The sequence below is a fragment of the Streptomyces sennicomposti genome, assembly GCF_019890635.1.
GTDB lineage: Bacteria > Actinomycetota > Actinomycetes > Streptomycetales > Streptomycetaceae > Streptomyces > Streptomyces sennicomposti.
Window position 1 is genome coordinate 68,725 of the sequence record NZ_JAIOAB010000014.1, and the last position, 15,046, is coordinate 83,770.

The 15,046-nt window shown below is 74.8% G+C and carries 12 protein-coding genes and 1 pseudogene; 3 read left to right on the top strand and 10 right to left on the bottom strand.

Annotation, left to right across the window (positions count from 1 at the left end; translation table 11 throughout):
• Positions 1–30: 30 nt before the first annotated feature.
• The 4 genes from K7787_RS11120 to K7787_RS11135 all read right to left on the bottom strand — a co-directional run bounded on the left by K7787_RS11120 (position 31) and on the right by K7787_RS11135 (position 5,395).
• Positions 31–2,571, bottom strand: coding sequence for a HelD family protein (locus K7787_RS11120; protein ID WP_223001305.1), 2,541 nt, complete (start codon positions 2,569–2,571; stop codon positions 31–33).
• Positions 2,572–2,784: 213 nt separating this feature from the next.
• The gene (locus K7787_RS11125) at positions 2,785–3,612 is read right to left on the bottom strand and encodes an anti-sigma factor family protein (protein WP_009188887.1); all 828 of its coding nucleotides are present in this window, start codon (positions 3,610–3,612) and stop codon (positions 2,785–2,787) included.
• On the bottom strand, positions 3,612–4,196 hold the full coding sequence (locus K7787_RS11130; protein WP_009188888.1) for a sigma-70 family RNA polymerase sigma factor: 585 nt from the start codon (positions 4,194–4,196) through the stop codon (positions 3,612–3,614). Before K7787_RS11130 ends, K7787_RS11125 begins: the two co-directional genes overlap by 1 nt.
• Positions 4,197–4,582: 386 nt before the next feature.
• Positions 4,583–5,395 (bottom strand): ABATE domain-containing protein, encoded by an 813-nt coding sequence (locus K7787_RS11135; protein WP_223001306.1) that lies wholly within the window; start codon positions 5,393–5,395, stop codon positions 4,583–4,585.
• Positions 5,396–5,474: 79 nt separating this feature from the next.
• Here K7787_RS11135 and K7787_RS31695 point away from each other — a divergent pair.
• Positions 5,475–5,789 (top strand): annotated as a pseudogene (locus K7787_RS31695) (nitroreductase family protein); the annotation flags it as partial.
• A 133-nt stretch (positions 5,790–5,922) separates the two neighbouring features.
• Here the strand turns inward: K7787_RS31695 and K7787_RS11145 are convergent.
• The 3 genes from K7787_RS11145 to K7787_RS11155 all read right to left on the bottom strand — a co-directional run bounded on the left by K7787_RS11145 (position 5,923) and on the right by K7787_RS11155 (position 10,428).
• Entirely contained in the window at positions 5,923–7,092 is a 1,170-nt protein-coding gene (locus K7787_RS11145) for a uroporphyrinogen-III synthase (RefSeq protein ID WP_009188891.1), read from the bottom strand.
• Positions 7,093–7,205: 113 nt separating this feature from the next.
• Positions 7,206–8,591 carry a NarK family nitrate/nitrite MFS transporter gene (locus K7787_RS11150; RefSeq protein ID WP_223001307.1) on the bottom strand — a complete coding sequence of 462 codons (1,386 nt, stop codon included), beginning with the start codon at positions 8,589–8,591 and terminating at the stop codon, positions 7,206–7,208.
• Between the two features lie 547 nt (positions 8,592–9,138).
• Positions 9,139–10,428 carry an acetyl-CoA C-acetyltransferase gene (locus K7787_RS11155; protein ID WP_009190026.1) on the bottom strand — a complete coding sequence of 430 codons (1,290 nt, stop codon included), beginning with the start codon at positions 10,426–10,428 and terminating at the stop codon, positions 9,139–9,141.
• A gap of 107 nt (positions 10,429–10,535) precedes the next feature.
• On the opposite strand from K7787_RS11155, the gene K7787_RS11160 reads away from it, so the two are divergent.
• A complete protein-coding gene (locus K7787_RS11160; protein WP_223001308.1) occupies positions 10,536–11,888 on the top strand; it encodes a 3-oxoacyl-ACP reductase in 1,353 nt (450 codons plus the stop codon).
• A 213-nt stretch (positions 11,889–12,101) separates the two neighbouring features.
• Positions 12,102–12,971 (top strand): MaoC family dehydratase, encoded by an 870-nt coding sequence (locus K7787_RS11165; RefSeq protein WP_223001309.1) that lies wholly within the window; start codon positions 12,102–12,104, stop codon positions 12,969–12,971.
• Positions 12,972–12,990: 19 nt separating this feature from the next.
• Here the strand turns inward: K7787_RS11165 and K7787_RS11170 are convergent, their stop codons facing one another.
• From K7787_RS11170 to K7787_RS11180, 3 genes are all read right to left on the bottom strand, one after another.
• Positions 12,991–13,665 carry a TetR/AcrR family transcriptional regulator gene (locus K7787_RS11170; RefSeq protein ID WP_164388982.1) on the bottom strand — a complete coding sequence of 225 codons (675 nt, stop codon included), beginning with the start codon at positions 13,663–13,665 and terminating at the stop codon, positions 12,991–12,993.
• A 372-nt stretch (positions 13,666–14,037) separates the two neighbouring features.
• A complete protein-coding gene (locus K7787_RS11175; protein WP_009190022.1) occupies positions 14,038–14,337 on the bottom strand; it encodes a DUF4229 domain-containing protein in 300 nt (99 codons plus the stop codon).
• A 101-nt stretch (positions 14,338–14,438) separates the two neighbouring features.
• A complete protein-coding gene (locus tag K7787_RS11180) occupies positions 14,439–14,963 on the bottom strand; it encodes a GNAT family N-acetyltransferase (protein ID WP_164388981.1) in 525 nt (174 codons plus the stop codon).
• Positions 14,964–15,046: the final 83 nt, after the last annotated feature.

Genomic DNA, 15,046 nt, shown 5'->3' on the forward strand with positions numbered 1-15,046 from the left:
CCGCGGCGCCGTGCGGGCGCCCCCGCGCACTCAGTCCCGCAGCAGGTCCGGCACCCCGCTCGCGTCCGGCTCGTCGCGCTCGCCCGCCACCACCGTCAGCTGCTGGGTGGCGCGGGTCAGGGCGACGTAGAGGACGCGCAGACCGGCCGGGGACTCGTCGGCGATCTCCGCCGGCGAGACGACCAGCGTCGCGTCGTACTCCAGGCCCTTGGCCTCCAGGCTGCCCAGCGCCACCACCCGCTCGCCGAGCCCGGCCAGCCAGCGCCGGGCCTCCTCGCGCCGGTTCATGGCGACGACCACGCCGACCGTGCCCTCCACCCGCTCCAGCAGCGCCTCGGCCTCCGCGCGCACGGTGGCGCCCAGCGAGCCCGCGACCACCGCGAACCGCGGCTTCAGCCCCGTGGAACGCACCGCCGAGGGCGCCTTGGCGCCCGGCATGGCCAGGGCCAGCACCTTCGCGGCCAGATCGGCGATCTCGGCCGGGTTGCGGTAGTTCACCGTCAGCTCGAAACGCCGGGCGCGGGACGAACGGCTCGCCGCGCCCGCGTGCGCGGAGCCCGGCAGCCGGGTGCCCAGCGCCTCGTCGCGGGCCTCGGCCGCCTCGTCCGGGTCGGACCAGGAGGACTGCGCGGGATCGCCCACCACCGTCCACGTGGCGTGCCGGCCCCGGCGGCCGACCATCCGCCACTGCAGCGGCGTGAGGTCCTGCGCCTCGTCCACGATGACGTGCGCGTACTCCACGCGCTCCTGCGCCAGCCGCTCGGCCCGCTCGCGCTGCGACTCCTCGCGCACCGGCATCAGCTCCTCCAGGCCGGTGAGCTGGTCCAGCGGGTCCAGCTCGCGCTTCTTGCGCGGCCGGGCCGGGGCGCCCAGGATCGCCTGGAGCTCGTCCAGGATCGCGATGTCGTGCACCGAGTAGCCGTCCCGCCTCAGCGAGCGGGCCACCTTGCGCACCTCGCCCGGGTTGAGGACGCGGCGCGCCCACCGGCCGAGCCGCCGCTCGTCGGCCATGGCCGCCAGCACGCCCCGCGGGGTCAGCTCGGGCCACCAGGCGTCGAGGAACGCGAGGAAGGAGTCCTCGCTCATCACGTCCTCGTCGAAGGAGGAACGCAGCTCGGCGGCCAGTTCGGGGTCGCTGTGCCGCCCGGCCGCGCCGGACTTCTCCCACAGCGCGTCCAGCAGCAGCTTGCGGGCGCGCGGGCGCAGCAGGTTCACCGGCGCGGTGCCGCCGAGGGCGGTGCGCCGGACGTGGTCCAGCTCGGGCGCCTCCAGCTCCAGCCGCCGCCCGAAGGCGACCACCCGCAGCCGGGTCGGCGGCCCGGCGGGCGCCTGCGGCGGTACGTCGCCGTCGCCGTCGGCGTCGTCGCCGAAGGCGAGCTGCCCGGCGACGCCCGCCCCGGAACCCGGACCCGTACCTCTACCCGCCCCGGAACCCGTACCGGAACCCGTCCCCGAGCCGGTGACCGCCCCCGCGCCCAGCTCCAGCGCGCCCCGTGCCGCCTTGCGCAGCACCTTCAGCATCCGCGAGGACCCCTTGGCCCGCGCCACGGACGGAGCGTCGTACAGGGTGGCCTCGGCGCCGTCGACCAGCGAGCCGATCGCCCGGATGGCGACCTGGCCCTCCTCTCCGAGCGAGGGCAGCACACCCTCGGTGTACGACACCAGCAGCGGCGTCGGCGAGACGATCAGGATGCCGCCCGCGTACCGCCGCCGGTCCTGGTAGAGCAGATAGGCGGCCCGGTGCAGCGCCACCGCCGTCTTGCCGGTGCCCGGACCGCCCTCGACGTACGTCACCGAGGAGGCGGGGGCGCGGATGACGAGGTCCTGCTCGGCCTGGATGGAGGCGACGATGTCGCGCATGGAGTGGCTGCGGGCCCGGCCGAGCGCGGCCATCAGCGCGCCGTCGCCGACGACGGCCAGCTCCCGCCCGTCCAGGTGGGCGGTCAGCTCGGGCCGCATCAGATCGTCCTCGACGCCGAGGACGCGCCGCCCCTTGGAGCGGATGACCCGGCGGCGCACCACCCGGCCGGGATCGACCGGGGTGGAGCGGTAGAACGGCGCGGCGGCCGGCGCGCGCCAGTCGATGACCAGCGGGGCGTACTCCTCGTCGAGCACCCCGATCCGGCCGATGTGCAGCGTCTCGGCGATGTCGGCGGTGCCGTCGGGGCGCACCGCGCCCTCGGCCGGCTCGACGGCGGTGTACGCGCCGTCGGGCCCCTTCTTGCCGTCCTTGCCGAGCAGCAGGTCGATGCGGCCGAAGAGGAAGTCCTCGAACTCGTTGTTCAGCCGGTTGAGGTGGACGCCGGCCCGGAAGACCTGGGCGTCGCGCTCGGCCAGCGCGCCGGGCGTGCCGACCTGGCCGCGCCGGGCCGCGTCGTGCATGAGGAACTCGGCCTCGTGGATCTTCTCCTCGAGCCGCCGGTACACCCGGTCCAGGTGTTCCTGTTCCCCGCTGATCTCTCGGTCGCGCACGGAGTCGGCCTCGGCGTCGCGCGTCGTGTCGCGCACCGTGCCGGTCGCCGCGTCGTGAACCGATTCGACCGCGGAATCCTGTTGAGCCTGAGCGGCCACCGGGCCCCCTTCTGACGTGCTGGGCAGCCGTCAACCGTACGCGAAGGGGACCCACCGGCGGAAGCCGACCCGGCTCGTGCCGAGGCCGGCGCGGCGGAATGCGCCGCACCGGCCCTGCGTCTCGGCCTCTCCCCCGGCTCCCGCGCCTCGACTCGACCTCCAGGCCTGGACCTCGACCTCCAGGCCTCGACCTCCAGGCCTTGACCCGGACCTCTAGGCCTTGACCTGGACGACCTTCTGGCCGTCGAAGGTCATCACCTCGAAGTGGTCGATCTGGTTGGGGTCGAAGGCCGCGCCGCCGCGCACGTACAGGGGGCTCTTGGCCTCCTCCGTCTTGGCGTTCGGCAGGCCGTAGCCCCAGTTCGGCACGGACCAGGAGGTGATCGTCTCGCGTTCGCCGTTCTTGCCGACGGCGATGAGCGAGCAGCGCTCGGGGCCGGTGACGTTCTTCAGCTCCAGCACGGCGTTCGTGCCCCAGTCCTTCTTCTCCAGGGCGACGGTGGCGGTGGCGTGCGTGACCGGGTCGGTCGCCGTCACCTTGTCCGGCATCGCCTGGAAGGCGGCCTTGGCGGGGCTCGCGGCCACGGTGGCGTTCCCGCCGCCGTCCGAGCCGCCGACGGCGTACACCGTGAGCGGCCCGCCGATGATCAGCGCGGCCGCCGCGGCGACCAGGTAGAAGGACCTGCGCCGCTTGCGCGCCCGCCGCTCGGAGACCTCGTCCACGAGCTTCTCCACCAGCCGCGGGCTGGGCCTGGCCGACAGGGACTCGCCGATCGCGGGCGTGCCGGAGCCGGGCAGGTCCGCGAGCGCGGCCAGCATCGGTTCCATGCCGGCGAGTTCGTCCAGTTGCTGGGCGCACCACTCGCAGCTGGCGAGATGGGCCTCGAAGGCGGTCGCCTCGGCGTCGTCGAGGATCCCGAGGGCGTAGGCGCCGACGGTCTCGTGCTCGTTCGGGGCCGGTGATCCCTGCGTGGAGCCCATGGAGCCAGACATACCCGAACCACCTGTGCCGAATCCCTGATGTCCCCCGTACCCGCTCATCACGCCGTCACCCCCCGCTCCTCCAGAGCCAGCTTCATCGAACGCAGGGCGTAGAACACCCGGGAGCGGACGGTGCCGCTGGGGATGCCCAGCGTCTCGGCCGCCTCATTGACCGTACGCCCCTTGAAGTACGTCTCGACGAGCACCTCCCGGTGGGCCGGGGTCAGGTCGTCGAGTGCGTCCGACAGCGTCATCAGCCACAGCGCTTTGTCGATCTCGTCCTCCGCGGGGATGACCTCCAGCGGCGACGGATCGACCTCCTGCGGCCGGGCCTGCCGGCTGCGATGGCCGTCGATGACGATGCGCCGGGCGACCGTCACCAGCCAGGGGCGGACGGAACCGGTCGCTCGATTGAGCTGGCCGGCGTTCTTCCAGGCACGGATGAGCGTCTCCTGGACGACGTCCTCGGCACGCTGCCGGTCACCGGCGACCAGCCTGAGAACGTAAGCGAGCAAGGGTCCGGCGTGCTCTCGGTACAGCGCACGCATCAGCTCCTCGTCAGGTTCCGAGGGCTGTGAGGACATGCGATGTCGGGCCCTCGCTCCACGTTCATTGGCCACGGCCGCATCCTTGCGCACGCCCACCTCCGGTGTCCGGGGGTTCCCCCAGTCGGTCGCTCGCCGTCGGGTACGGACGCGGGGGGCGGCGTGTTCAAAGGGAGGCGACAGATTTCTGCGGGGCGGGGCGACGAGGCGGGACATGAGGGAACTTTTCCCCCGCGACGCCTTCACATTTTCGCCACGGCGGGGACGGGTGGGCGCTGCCCGTTGAAAACCGGACCGAAACGCGGCGTGGCGCTCGTCACATGGAGCGCGTGGGCTGGCGCGGAGCGCCGGTCAGGCGGGCCGGGTGCGCGTGCGGCCGCCGGCCAGGCGGGCCGGGTGCGGGTGCGGGGCGCCGGTCAGGCGGGCCGGGTGCGGGTGCGGGCCGCCGGGTCAGGCGGGCTGGGTCGCCCCGCCACCGCCGCCGGTCACGCGGGCCGGGTACGCGTGCGGGCCGCCGTGCCCGCCGTGCGGCGGCGGTGGCGGGCGACCCGCTCGCGGTTGCCGCAGACCTCGCTGGAGCACCAGCGGCGCCGGCGCCCGCGGGATGTGTCCAGGTACACGATCGGGCAGTCGTCGCCGGCGCATTCGCGCAGGGCGCCGCGGGCCACGGGGTCGGTGAGCAGCTCGACCGCGTCCCGGGCGACGACCGCGAGCAGCGCGGCACACTCGGGCGGCCCGGCCAGCACCCGCACCAGCACGCCGTCCTCACCGGGCACGGCACGCGGCGCGGGCGGGGCGAGGCGGGCGGCGGCGTTGACGCGGGCGAGCGCGAGACGGTAGGCGCGGGGGTCGCCGCCGGGTGCGTAGGCGTGCGGCTCACCGCTGGGTGCGCACGCGTGCGGGTCGCCGCCGGGTGGGTACGGACGGGGGGCGCCGCCGGGTGGGTAAGTCTGCGGGTCGCCACCCGGCGCGTAAGTCCGCGGCTCACCGCCGGACGGATACGACCGCGGCTCGTCCCCCGACGCGTACGTCCCCGCGCCCGCGCCCGCCGCCGCGAGGTGCCCGCGCACCAACCGCCCCACGTCCCCGCGCAGTTCACGGAAGGCGGCGGGCCAGGAGGGGTCGGCGTGCGCCAACTCGGTCCCCGGCGGAACCAGCCCGGACCCCGCGATCCAGGCACGCAGCGGCGCCAGGGAGTCCAGCCGCTCGCCGGGATGGCTGGTGGAGAGGAGGTCCAGGCAGATCCGCCCGGTGTCGAAGCGCGGCTCGTAGGGGACCGTGGCCGTACCCAGTGCCATGTGCCTGTCACCGCCTAGGCAGGAACCGTCGGGGAGCCGAGAGGAGCGCCCCCTCCACAGTGCCCGCCACGGCGTACGGCCGGAAGCCCCGCGTCGGGCAAGGACCGCTGTCGGCGTGCGGCGGCGACGCGGCCCGCGGCCGAGGGCCCGACAGTGGGCGGACGCGGGGATGTACCTGCAGACGGTCATGCTCCTGCTGAGGGCGGAGGGCCTGCACAGCTGCCCCCAGGCGATGTGGACGATGTACCGCAAGACCGTGGGTCAGGTGGTCGGCGCCGATGACGGACACGTGCTGCTCTGCGGCGTCTCGGTGGGCTACGAGAAGCACGGCGCGCCCCGACTGCGCACCGACCGGGCCGACATGGCAGAAACGCTGCGCTTCGTCGGGGCCTGACCACCGGGTGCGCTACGCGGCGCGGCGCACGTGCGCGAGGTCTCCGTCCGGACGGTGGCGCACCTCGCCCGCGCACCCGGCGGGACCCGCACCCGGAAGAACGCGCCCCGGCGAACTTCGCCCGCGTGGGCCGTCAGGCGTCCCCGTCCCCGTCCGCGTACTTCGCGTCGCTCGCCGGGTCCAGGGCGAGGCGGTAGCCGCGCTTCACCACCGTCTGGATCAGCTTCGGGGTGCCGAGGGACGTACGGAGGCGGGCCATCGCCGTCTCCACCGCGTGCTCGTCGCGCCCCGCGCCCGGCAGCGCCCGCAGCAGCTCGCCGCGGGCGACCACCCAGCCCGGCCGCCGGGCCAGCGCCCGCAGCAGCGCCATCCCGGCCGGCGGCACCGGCCTGAGGTCGCCGTCCACCAGGGCCGCGTGCCCGCGGATCTCCACCCGGTGCCCGGCGACCGGCAACACCCGGGCCCGCCCCGGCAGTTCCTGGCACAGCAACTGCACCAGCGGGCCGAGCCGGAAGCGTTCCGGCTGCACGGTCGTCACCCCGCGCGCCTGCAACGCCACGGCGGTGACCGGCCCGACGCACGCGGCAAGCACCTCCTGGCCGAGCACGGCCAACAGCCCGTCCAGCACGCCCCGTTCCTCCGCCCGCGCCAGCAGCGACGCGGCGGCCGGCGCGCTGGTGAAGGTGATCGCGTCCAGGCCGTGCGAGACGGCCGCGTCCAGCAGCCGGTCCAGCGGCGCCGGGTCCTCCGGCGGCAGCCACCGGTACACCGGCACCGGCACGACCTCCGCTCCCCCGGCGCGCAGCGCCTCCACGAACCCCGGCAGCGGTTCCCCGTGCAACTGCACGGCCACCCGCCGCCCGGCGACGCCCTGCTCCAGCAGCCGGTCCAGCACCTCGGCCAGCGACTCCGAGGACGGCGACCACTCCTCGGTCAGCCCGGCCGCCCGGATCGCGCCCTTCACCTTGGGCCCGCGCGCCAGCAGCTCGGCCTCGCGCAGCCGGCCCAGCAGCGCCTCGCCGAGCCCCCAGCCGTCCGCCGCCTCCACCCACCCGCGGAAGCCGATCGCGGTGGTGGCGACCACGATGTCGGGGGTGTGGCCGATGATCTCCTTGGTGGCGGCGAGGAGTTCGCCGTCGTCGGCCAGCGGCACGATGCGCAGGGCGGGCGCGTGCACGACCGACGCGCCGCGCCGCTGCAGCAGCGCGCCCAGTTCGTCGGCGCGGCGCGCGGCCGTCACCCCCACGGTGAACCCGGCCAGGGGCCCGCACCCGGCTCGCTGCTGTTCCTCGACCTCGCCCATGGCTCTCGTCCCGCGCTCGACTCGTCGTACGTCCGGTTCCGTTCCGTCCCGGCGACCGAGCCTGTCAACGACGCGTGACGGGCTCGGTTCACCGGCATGTCACCAGTGTTACGTCACACCTCGGCATGACTGAGCCGCGGCTCGGCCCCGACCGTGGCGGGACCCGCCGCCGTCCGCTCGCCGCCCGGACGCCGAAGGTATACGGCGTATGTGACCACGAAGGCCGCGCCGTAGAAGACGAGGAAGGCGACGAACGCGGCGGTCCCCGTGCCCCGGGCGAGGAAGGACTGCCGGAAGGCCAGGTTGATCCCGACGCCGCCGAGCGCGCCCACCGCCCCGATCAGGCCCATCGCGGCCCCGGACAGCCGCCGCGCCTGCGCCGCGGCCGCCTCGCCCACGAGCCCGCGCGCGAGGGCCCTGGCCTGGAAGATCCCGGGCACCATCTTGTACGTCGACCCGTTGCCGAGCCCGCTGAGCGCGAACAGCACCACGAACACGGCCACGAACAGCGGCAGCGACCCCCGCATCCCGGCGGCGATCAGGGCGGCGGTCGCGGCGGCCATGGCGACGAAATTCCACAGGGTGATCCGCGCGCCGCCGTACCGGTCGGCGAGCCGGCCGCCCACGGGCCGGATCAGGGAACCGAGCAGCGGCCCGATGAAGGTGAGGTAGGCCGCCTGGAGCGGGGTCCTGCCGAACTGGCTGGTGAGCACCTGCCCGAAGGCGAAGCTGTAGCCGATGAACGACCCGAAGGTCCCCACGTACAGGAACGCCATGATCCAGGTGTGCGGGTCCTTCGCCGCGTCCACGGCCGCGCCGGTGTCGTTCTTCACGGTGGCGAGGTTGTCCATGAACAGCGCGGCCAGTACGGCGGCGGCGACGACCAGCGGGATGTAGATCCCCAGCAGCACGCGGGGGCCGCCGCTCGCGCCGATCACGGCGAGCGCGGCGAGCTGGATGACGGGCACGCCCACGTTGCCGCCGCCGGCGTTGAGGCCGAGCGCCCACCCTTTCTTCCGCATCGGGAAGAAGGCGTTGATGTTGGTCATCGAGGAGGCGAAGTTGCCGCCGCCGACACCGGCCAGCAGCCCGACCCACAGGAAGGTGGCGAAGGAGGTCCCCGGCTCCATCACGACGAACGCGGCGACGGTCGGCACGAGCAGCAGGCCCGCCGACACGATCGTCCAGTTACGGCCGCCGAACAGGGCGACGGCGAAGGTGTACGGCACCCGTACGACCGCTCCGACCAGCGTCACCATCGAGGTGAGCAGGAACTTGTCGGCGGGGCTCAGCCCGTACTCCGGTCCCATGAACAGCACGAGCACGGACCACAGGGTCCACACCGAGAACCCGATGTGCTCGCAGAGCACGGAGAAGAAGAGGTTCCGTCGGGCGATCCGCTCCCCCGTCGCCGCCCAGAATGCCTCGTCCTCCGGGTCCCAGTGCTCGATCCAACGCCTTACGATCCAACGCCTGCCGATCCAACGCCTGCCGGCCATGCCGCCTCCCAGTACGCCCAGTACACCGACCAACGGACCACCGAAGGTAGGGACACCGGGTTTCCGCCCTGTGCCGCAGAGTGACCGGCAAGGAACGATGGCCTCACCTTGGGGGGGGGGGTGGTGAGAGGGGGGGGGTGGGGGGGGGGGGGGGGGGTGGGGGGGGGGGGGGGGGGGGGGGGGGGGGGGGGGGGGGGGGGGGGGGGGGGGGGGGGGGGGGGGCGGGCGGGGGGGGGGGGGGGGGGGGGGGGGGGGGGGGGGGGGGGGGGGGGGGGGGGGGGGGGGGGGGGGGGGGGGGGGGGGGGGCCCGGCCGGGGGCTGGGGGTGGTGTCTCGGGGGGTGCTCGGCCGGGGGGTGAGGGTGGTGCCTCGGGGGCCGGTTCAGGGGCTTTGGGTGGTGCCTCGGCCTCAGGGGTGTTCGGTCCGGGGGTTGTGGGTGGTGCCCCGGGGGGGCGGGTCCGGGGGCTGGAGGTGTGGCGCCTCAGAGGGCCGGTCCGAGGGGTGTGGGTGGTGCCTCGGGGACCGGTCGGGCCGGGGTCGTCTCTCCCTCAGGGGCGTTCCAGGATCGCCGTCACGCCCTGGCCGCCCGCCGCGCAGACTGAGATCAGCCCGCGGCCGGGGCCGCCGCGTTCGGCGAGGAGCTTGGCCAGGGTGGCCACGATGCGGGCCCCGGTCGCCGCGAAGGGGTGGCCGGTGGCGAGCGAGGAACCGGCGACGTTGAGCCGGTCGCGGTCCACCGGCGCCAGGCCCCGCTTCTCCCAGGCGGCCAGGGTCGCCAGCACCTGGGAGGCGAACGCCTCGTGGATCTCGACCAGGTCGAAGTCCCCGATGCCGAGCCCGGCGCGCTCCAGCATGCGCGGCACCGCGTACGCGGGCGCCATCAGCAGGCCGTCCTCGCCGTCCGCCACGTCCCCGTGCACGAAGTCCACGGCCGCCGTCTCGTACGCCGTCAGATACGCCAGCGGTTCCAGGCCGTGGGCCTCGGCCCACTCCTCGGAGGCCAGCAGCACGGTCGCCGCACCGTCCGTCAGGGGCGTGGAGTTGCCCGCCGTCATCGTCGGTTCGGGTCCGTCCAGGCCGAACACCGGCTTGAGCCCGGCGAGTTTGCCGGGCGTCGAGTCGGGGCGGAGGTTCTGGTCCCGGGCGAGGCCGCGGAACGGGACGACCAGGTCGTCGAAGAAGCCCCGGTCGTAGGCCGCCGCGAGCCGCTGGTGGCTGGTCGCGGCGAGCGCGTCCTGCGCCTGGCGGCCGATGCCCCAGGCGCGGGCGGTCACGGCCGCGTGCTCGCCCATCGACAGACCGGTGCGCGGCTCGGCGTTGCGCGGGATGTCGGGGACGAGATGGCCGGGGCGGACCTTCGCCAGCGCCCTGAGCCGGGCTCCGGCGGACTTGGCGCGGCGCGCCTCCAGGAGGATGCGGCGCAGGGTGTCGTTCACGCCGAGCGGCGCGTCGCTCGCGGTGTCCGCGCCGCCCGCGACCGCGGACTCGGTCTGCCCGAGCGCGATCTTGTTGGCGGCGGCGATCACCGCCTGGAGGCCGGTGCCGCAGGCCTGCTGGATGTCGTACGCGGGCGTGCGCGCGTCCAGCTTCGAACCGAGCACGGTCTCGCGGGCCAGGTTGAAGTCGCGGCTGTGCTTGAGGACGGCGCCCGCGACGAACTCGCCCACGGCGCCCGGCCCGGCCAGGTCGTACCGCTCGACCAGGCCGTCCAGGGCGGCGGTCAGCATCTGCTGGTCGGAGGCGGTGGCGTAGGGGCCGTCGGAGCGGGCGAAGGGGATACGCGTGCCGCCGACGACCGCCACCCGGCGGACGGTCCGCACCGGTTCCAGGGGACTCATCTCGACCTGCTCCTCATCCGTCACGTAGGCTTACCGCCGGTAACATTACTTGAGAGTCAGCAGATGTGAACCGGCGTGAACCGATGTGGACCTGTGGGAGAGAGCACATGGCCGACCGCTATCTGAGCTTCACCGGCACCGCGCCCGGCCGCTTCCTGTCCCGCCGCCTCGGGCTGCCCCAGCCCGCGGCGCTGCGCCGCTGGTCACCTCAGCGGCCTTCGCTCGACGGGGCGCTGCTGCGGCTGACGGCGGGGAAGTCCGGGCTGGATCCCGACCTCGCGTCGGTGCTGGGCCGTACGGGACTCGAGGTGGCCGAGGCGGTACCGGCCGCTTCCGCCGGGGCTTTGGGGGTCGCGGCCGTGGTGCTCGACGCCAGCGGGGTGCGGGACGTGGACGGGCTCGGGGAGGTGCATGCCGCGCTCCACCCGGTGGTGCGGTCCGTCGCCGCGAGCGGGCGCGTGGTGGTGCTCGGCGCGCCGCTCGACGCCGGGGACCATCACCAGGCCGCCGCCCAGCAGGCGTTGGAGGGGTTCACGCGGTCGCTCGGCAAGGAGATCGGCCGGGGCAGGACGGTGAACCTGGTCCGGCTCACCGACGCCTCCGCCGCCGAGTCCACCCTCCGCTTCCTGCTCTCCCCCCGGTCCGCCTACGTCAGCGGCCAGGTGATCCACGTCGGCGCGGACGCGCCCACCGCGCCCACCGTGCCGACCGCGCCCGGTGACTGGGACCGCCCCCTGGCGGGCCGCACCGCGCTGGTCACCGGCGGGGCGCGCGGCATCGGCGAGGCGGTCGCCGAGACCCTGGCCCGCGACGGCGCCCATGTCGTCGTGCTGGACGTGCCGGCGGCCGAGGCGGACGCCCGCCGGGTCGCCGAACGCCTCAGCGGCACCGCGCTCCCCCTCGACATCACGGCCGCCGACGCGGGCGAGCGGATCGCCGCCGCGCTGCCCGACGGGCTGGACGTGCTGATCCACAACGCCGGGATCACCCGTGACCGGCGGCTGGTCAACATGCCCGCCGAGCGGTGGGGTTCGGTGCTGGAGGTGAACCTCGCCAGCGTGCTGCGCACCACCGACGCGCTGCTCGCCTCCGGTGCGCTGCGACGCGGCGGCCGGATCGTGGCCACCGCCTCCATCGCGGGCCTGGCGGGCAACGCCGGGCAGACCAACTACGGCGCGAGCAAGGCGGGCGTCGCCGGAATGGTCCGCGCCCTCGCGCCCCGGGCGCTGGCCGAGTACGGGGTGACGGTCAACGCGGTCGCGCCCGGGTTCATCGAGACGAAGATGACGGCCGCGGTGCCGCTGTTCATCCGCGAGGCGGGGCGGCGGATGAACTCGCTCGCGCAGGGCGGTCTGCCCGTGGACGTCGCCGAGACGACCGCGTGGCTCGCGCATCCCGCCTCCGGCGCGGTCAACGGCCAGGTGGTCCGCGTGTGCGGCCAGAGCTTGCTGGGGGCGTGAGGGATGACGGGGATCGATTCCTCCGGCGGGTCTGGGGGGTCTGGGGCGTCCGGGTCTGTGGGGTCCGGGTCGGCGGGTGCCGGCGGGTCGGCGGGTGCCGCCGGTCCGGCGGACTCCGGTGCGTCCGGTTCGGCGGGTGCCGTCGGGTCGGTGGGTCCCGGGGCGTCCGGTTCCGCGGGGGTCGGCGGTCCGGCGGGCTCCGGGGCGTCCGTCGTGCTGTCGCGGTCCCCCGCGCTCGGGCCGCTGCTGGTACGGGGCGCGGTGCGCTCGCCCTTCAAGCGGCCCCACCCGCGCGCCTCGTATCCGCGCACCCGGCTCACGTTGCCGTCCCTGCGCGTCGATCCGGCCCGGCTGGCCGCCTACGAGCGGGTGTGCGGGTTTCCGGCCGGGGCGGGCGTGCTGCCGGTCACGTACCCGCACCTCCTCGGCTTTCCGCTCGCCATGCGGCTGATGAGCCGCGCCGACTTCCCGCTGCCGCTGCTCGGCCTCGTCCACACCTCGATCGACGTCACCCGGCACACCGCGCTGCCCGCGACCGGGACGTACGAACTCACCGTCTACATCGCCGGGTTGCAGCCGCACCGGCGGGGCACGGAGGCCGTCGTCGTCACCGAGCTGCGCGAGGGCGGCGCGGTGGTGTGGGCGTCCACGAGCACGTACCTCGCCCGCCATCGCACCGGCGGCACCGCGTCCGCGCCGCGCGAGGCGTCCGAGGCGTCCGAGCCCGCCTCCGACGAGCGGCGCGAGCCGTTGCCCGAGGTGGACCGGTGGCGGCTGGCCGGAGACCTCGGACGCCGGTACGGCGCGGCCTCCGGGGACCGCAACCCGATCCACCTGCACCCGCTGAGCGCCCGCCTGTTCGGCTTCCCCCGGGCGATCGCGCACGGCATGTGGACGGTGGCCCGCTGCCTCGCCGCCCACGGCGCTCCGGACGCGGCGCTGGTCCGGGCGGCGTTCCGGGCGCCCGTGCTGCTGCCCGGCGAGGTCGTCTACGCCGCCGACGCCATCGGCCGCTTCGAACTGCGCGCGCCGGACGGCCGCCGTACCCATCTGACGGGCGAGGTGCTGCCGCTCCTCACCTGAGCGGCGCGGACGGCGACCTTCAGGAAGACAGGCCCTGCACCTGCCGGTCCTCCGCCGCGGGCGGTGTCCAGGGGCGGCCCTCCATCAGGTCGCCCAGGCCCGCCCAGGCGAAGTTCATCAGGGTGGCCGCCGCCTGCCGGGCCGTGACGCCCTCGGTGGCGTTGGCCCAGTCGGCCAGGGACTCGGCCGCGCCGACCAGGGCCTCGCCGAGTCCGGCGACCTCCCGCTCGGGCAGGTCGGGGTCCCGGCGCGCGTCCCGGGCGGCCTCCGCGATCAGCAGCGTCACGAACGCGACGATCTCCTTGCGCAGCGCGTCGATCTCGGACGCGAACGGCTCGCCGTGCGTTCGGGCCTGGAGGTGCAGGACCGCCCAGCCGTCCGGGTGGTGCGCGGTGTGCGTGAAGAACGCCCGCAGCCCCTCCCACAGCCGGCGGTCGGCCGGAAGGCCGGGGCGCACTCCGGCGCGGACGGCCTCCGTCAGCGCCGCCGCCTCCCGGCGGATGCAGGCGCTGAACAGGTCTTCCTTGGAGTTCAGGTACAGATAGACCAACGGTTTGGAGACGCCCGCCAGTTCGGCGATCTCGTCCATCGACGCGGTCATGTAGCCGCGCCGGCCGAAGATCTGCACGGCGGCGTCGAGCATCTGCTGTTCGCGAACCGCCCGCGGCATCCGCCTGGTCTTCACGGCACCCATGCGCGCAAGCCTACGGTTCACGGCGCCGGGCGCACCGTCGTCGACCGGCCGATTACGGACGGCGTGGCCGGATCACGGCGTCGGGCGCGGGCGTCATGGCCGGAAGGCGGCGCCGATCACGGCCGCGGTGGCCGGAACGCCGCCGTCAAGGCCGGAACGCGGCGTCGATCCCGGCCGTCGTGGCCGGGCAGCGGTGGCCGTCGTGGCCGGGATGCGGGGTCGATCGTGGCCCTCGTGGCCCGGGAAGCGATGTCGATCGTGACCTTCGGGCCCGAAAAGCGGGGTCGGTCGCGGCCCTCGGGCCGGGAAGCGGGGTCGGTCGCGGCCGCCAGGGCCGGATCGTCCCGCCGCGTCCCACCGCGTCCCGCCGCGTCAGGACGCCTGGGTCTCCGCGCGCGCCCGGTCGTCGGCGCCGTCCTCGACGCCGGCGTTGGCCTGCATGTTCGCCTTCATCCGGTCCACCCGCGCGGCGACCTGGATCGACGCCCGGTCGCGCTCCTTGCGCAGGACGACGAAGCTGATCGGGGCCGAGATCACCAGCGCCAGCAGCGGGATCCACAGGCTGTTGGAACCGTTGCGTCCGCTCGGCACCATTCCGGAGTAGACCAGGCCCCAGACGACCACCAGGCAGGCCACGAAGATTCCGAGGCGCATCAGCGTGTAGCGGAGCATCTCAATCCACTCTTCCGTTCCGAAGGAGGCCAAAGGGGCACCGTCCAGTGAAGCACGGCCGCGGGACGTTCCCGCACGGGGGTGCCAAGCCGGACAAATGCTCAGGTCAGCGGCAGCAGCATGATCACGTCGTCGCGGTCGTCGCCGGGCGCCACCCGGATCGCGCCGGGCACCCGGCCGACCTCCTTGTAGCCGCAGGACTCGTAGAACCGCTCCAGGCCGAGCCCGCCCCGGCAGGTGAGCCGGATCGCCCCGATGCCGTCGAAGCCGCGCGCCGCGTCGGCCGCCGCCGCGAGCAGGTCACGGCCGTAGCCCCTGCCCTGGTGGCGCGGGTGCACCATCACCGTGTAGAGCCACAGCCAGTGGGTCATCAGCCGGTGGGTGTTGAAGGTGAGGAACGCCGTCGCCGCGACCCGGCCCTCCTCGTCGTGGCCGACCAGCAGCCGGACCCGGCCCTCGGCCATCGCCACGAAGTGCTTCACCAGTTCGGCGCGGATCTCCTCGCGCGCGGCGGGCGCCACGAAGCCGACCGCTCCGCCCGCGTCCGTGACGTCCGTCCAGAGGTCGAGGATGCCGTCGCGCAGGGCGCGGTCGACGGAGGGGTCCAGGGTGAAGGTAAGGGGCATGGAAGTATCGTAACTATTACCCCGTGGGCGTCGGCAAGGGTTTTCCGGCGGTGAGCGGCGGCCCCGACGACCGGGACAATCCC

Bases quoted from the DNA above. Each gene is read 5' to 3' on its own strand.
- K7787_RS11125 (WP_009188887.1), bottom strand. From the start codon at position 3,612: ATGAGCGGGTACGGGGGACATCAGGGATTCGGCACAGGTGGTTCGGGT.
- K7787_RS11180 (WP_164388981.1), bottom strand. From the start codon at position 14,963: ATGCCCCTTACCTTCACCCTGGACCCCTCCGTCGACCGCGCCCTGCGC.
- K7787_RS11155 (WP_009190026.1), bottom strand. From the start codon at position 10,428: ATGAGTCCCCTGGAACCGGTGCGGACCGTCCGCCGGGTGGCGGTCGTC.
- K7787_RS11145 (WP_009188891.1), bottom strand. From the start codon at position 7,092: ATGGGCGAGGTCGAGGAACAGCAGCGAGCCGGGTGCGGGCCCCTGGCC.
- K7787_RS11160 (WP_223001308.1), top strand. From the start codon at position 10,536: ATGGCCGACCGCTATCTGAGCTTCACCGGCACCGCGCCCGGCCGCTTC.
- K7787_RS11175 (WP_009190022.1), bottom strand. From the start codon at position 14,337: ATGCTCCGCTACACGCTGATGCGCCTCGGAATCTTCGTGGCCTGCCTG.
- K7787_RS11135 (WP_223001306.1), bottom strand. From the start codon at position 5,395: ATGGCACTGGGTACGGCCACGGTCCCCTACGAGCCGCGCTTCGACACC.
- K7787_RS11170 (WP_164388982.1), bottom strand. From the start codon at position 13,665: ATGGGTGCCGTGAAGACCAGGCGGATGCCGCGGGCGGTTCGCGAACAG.
- K7787_RS11150 (WP_223001307.1), bottom strand. From the start codon at position 8,591: ATGGCCGGCAGGCGTTGGATCGGCAGGCGTTGGATCGTAAGGCGTTGG.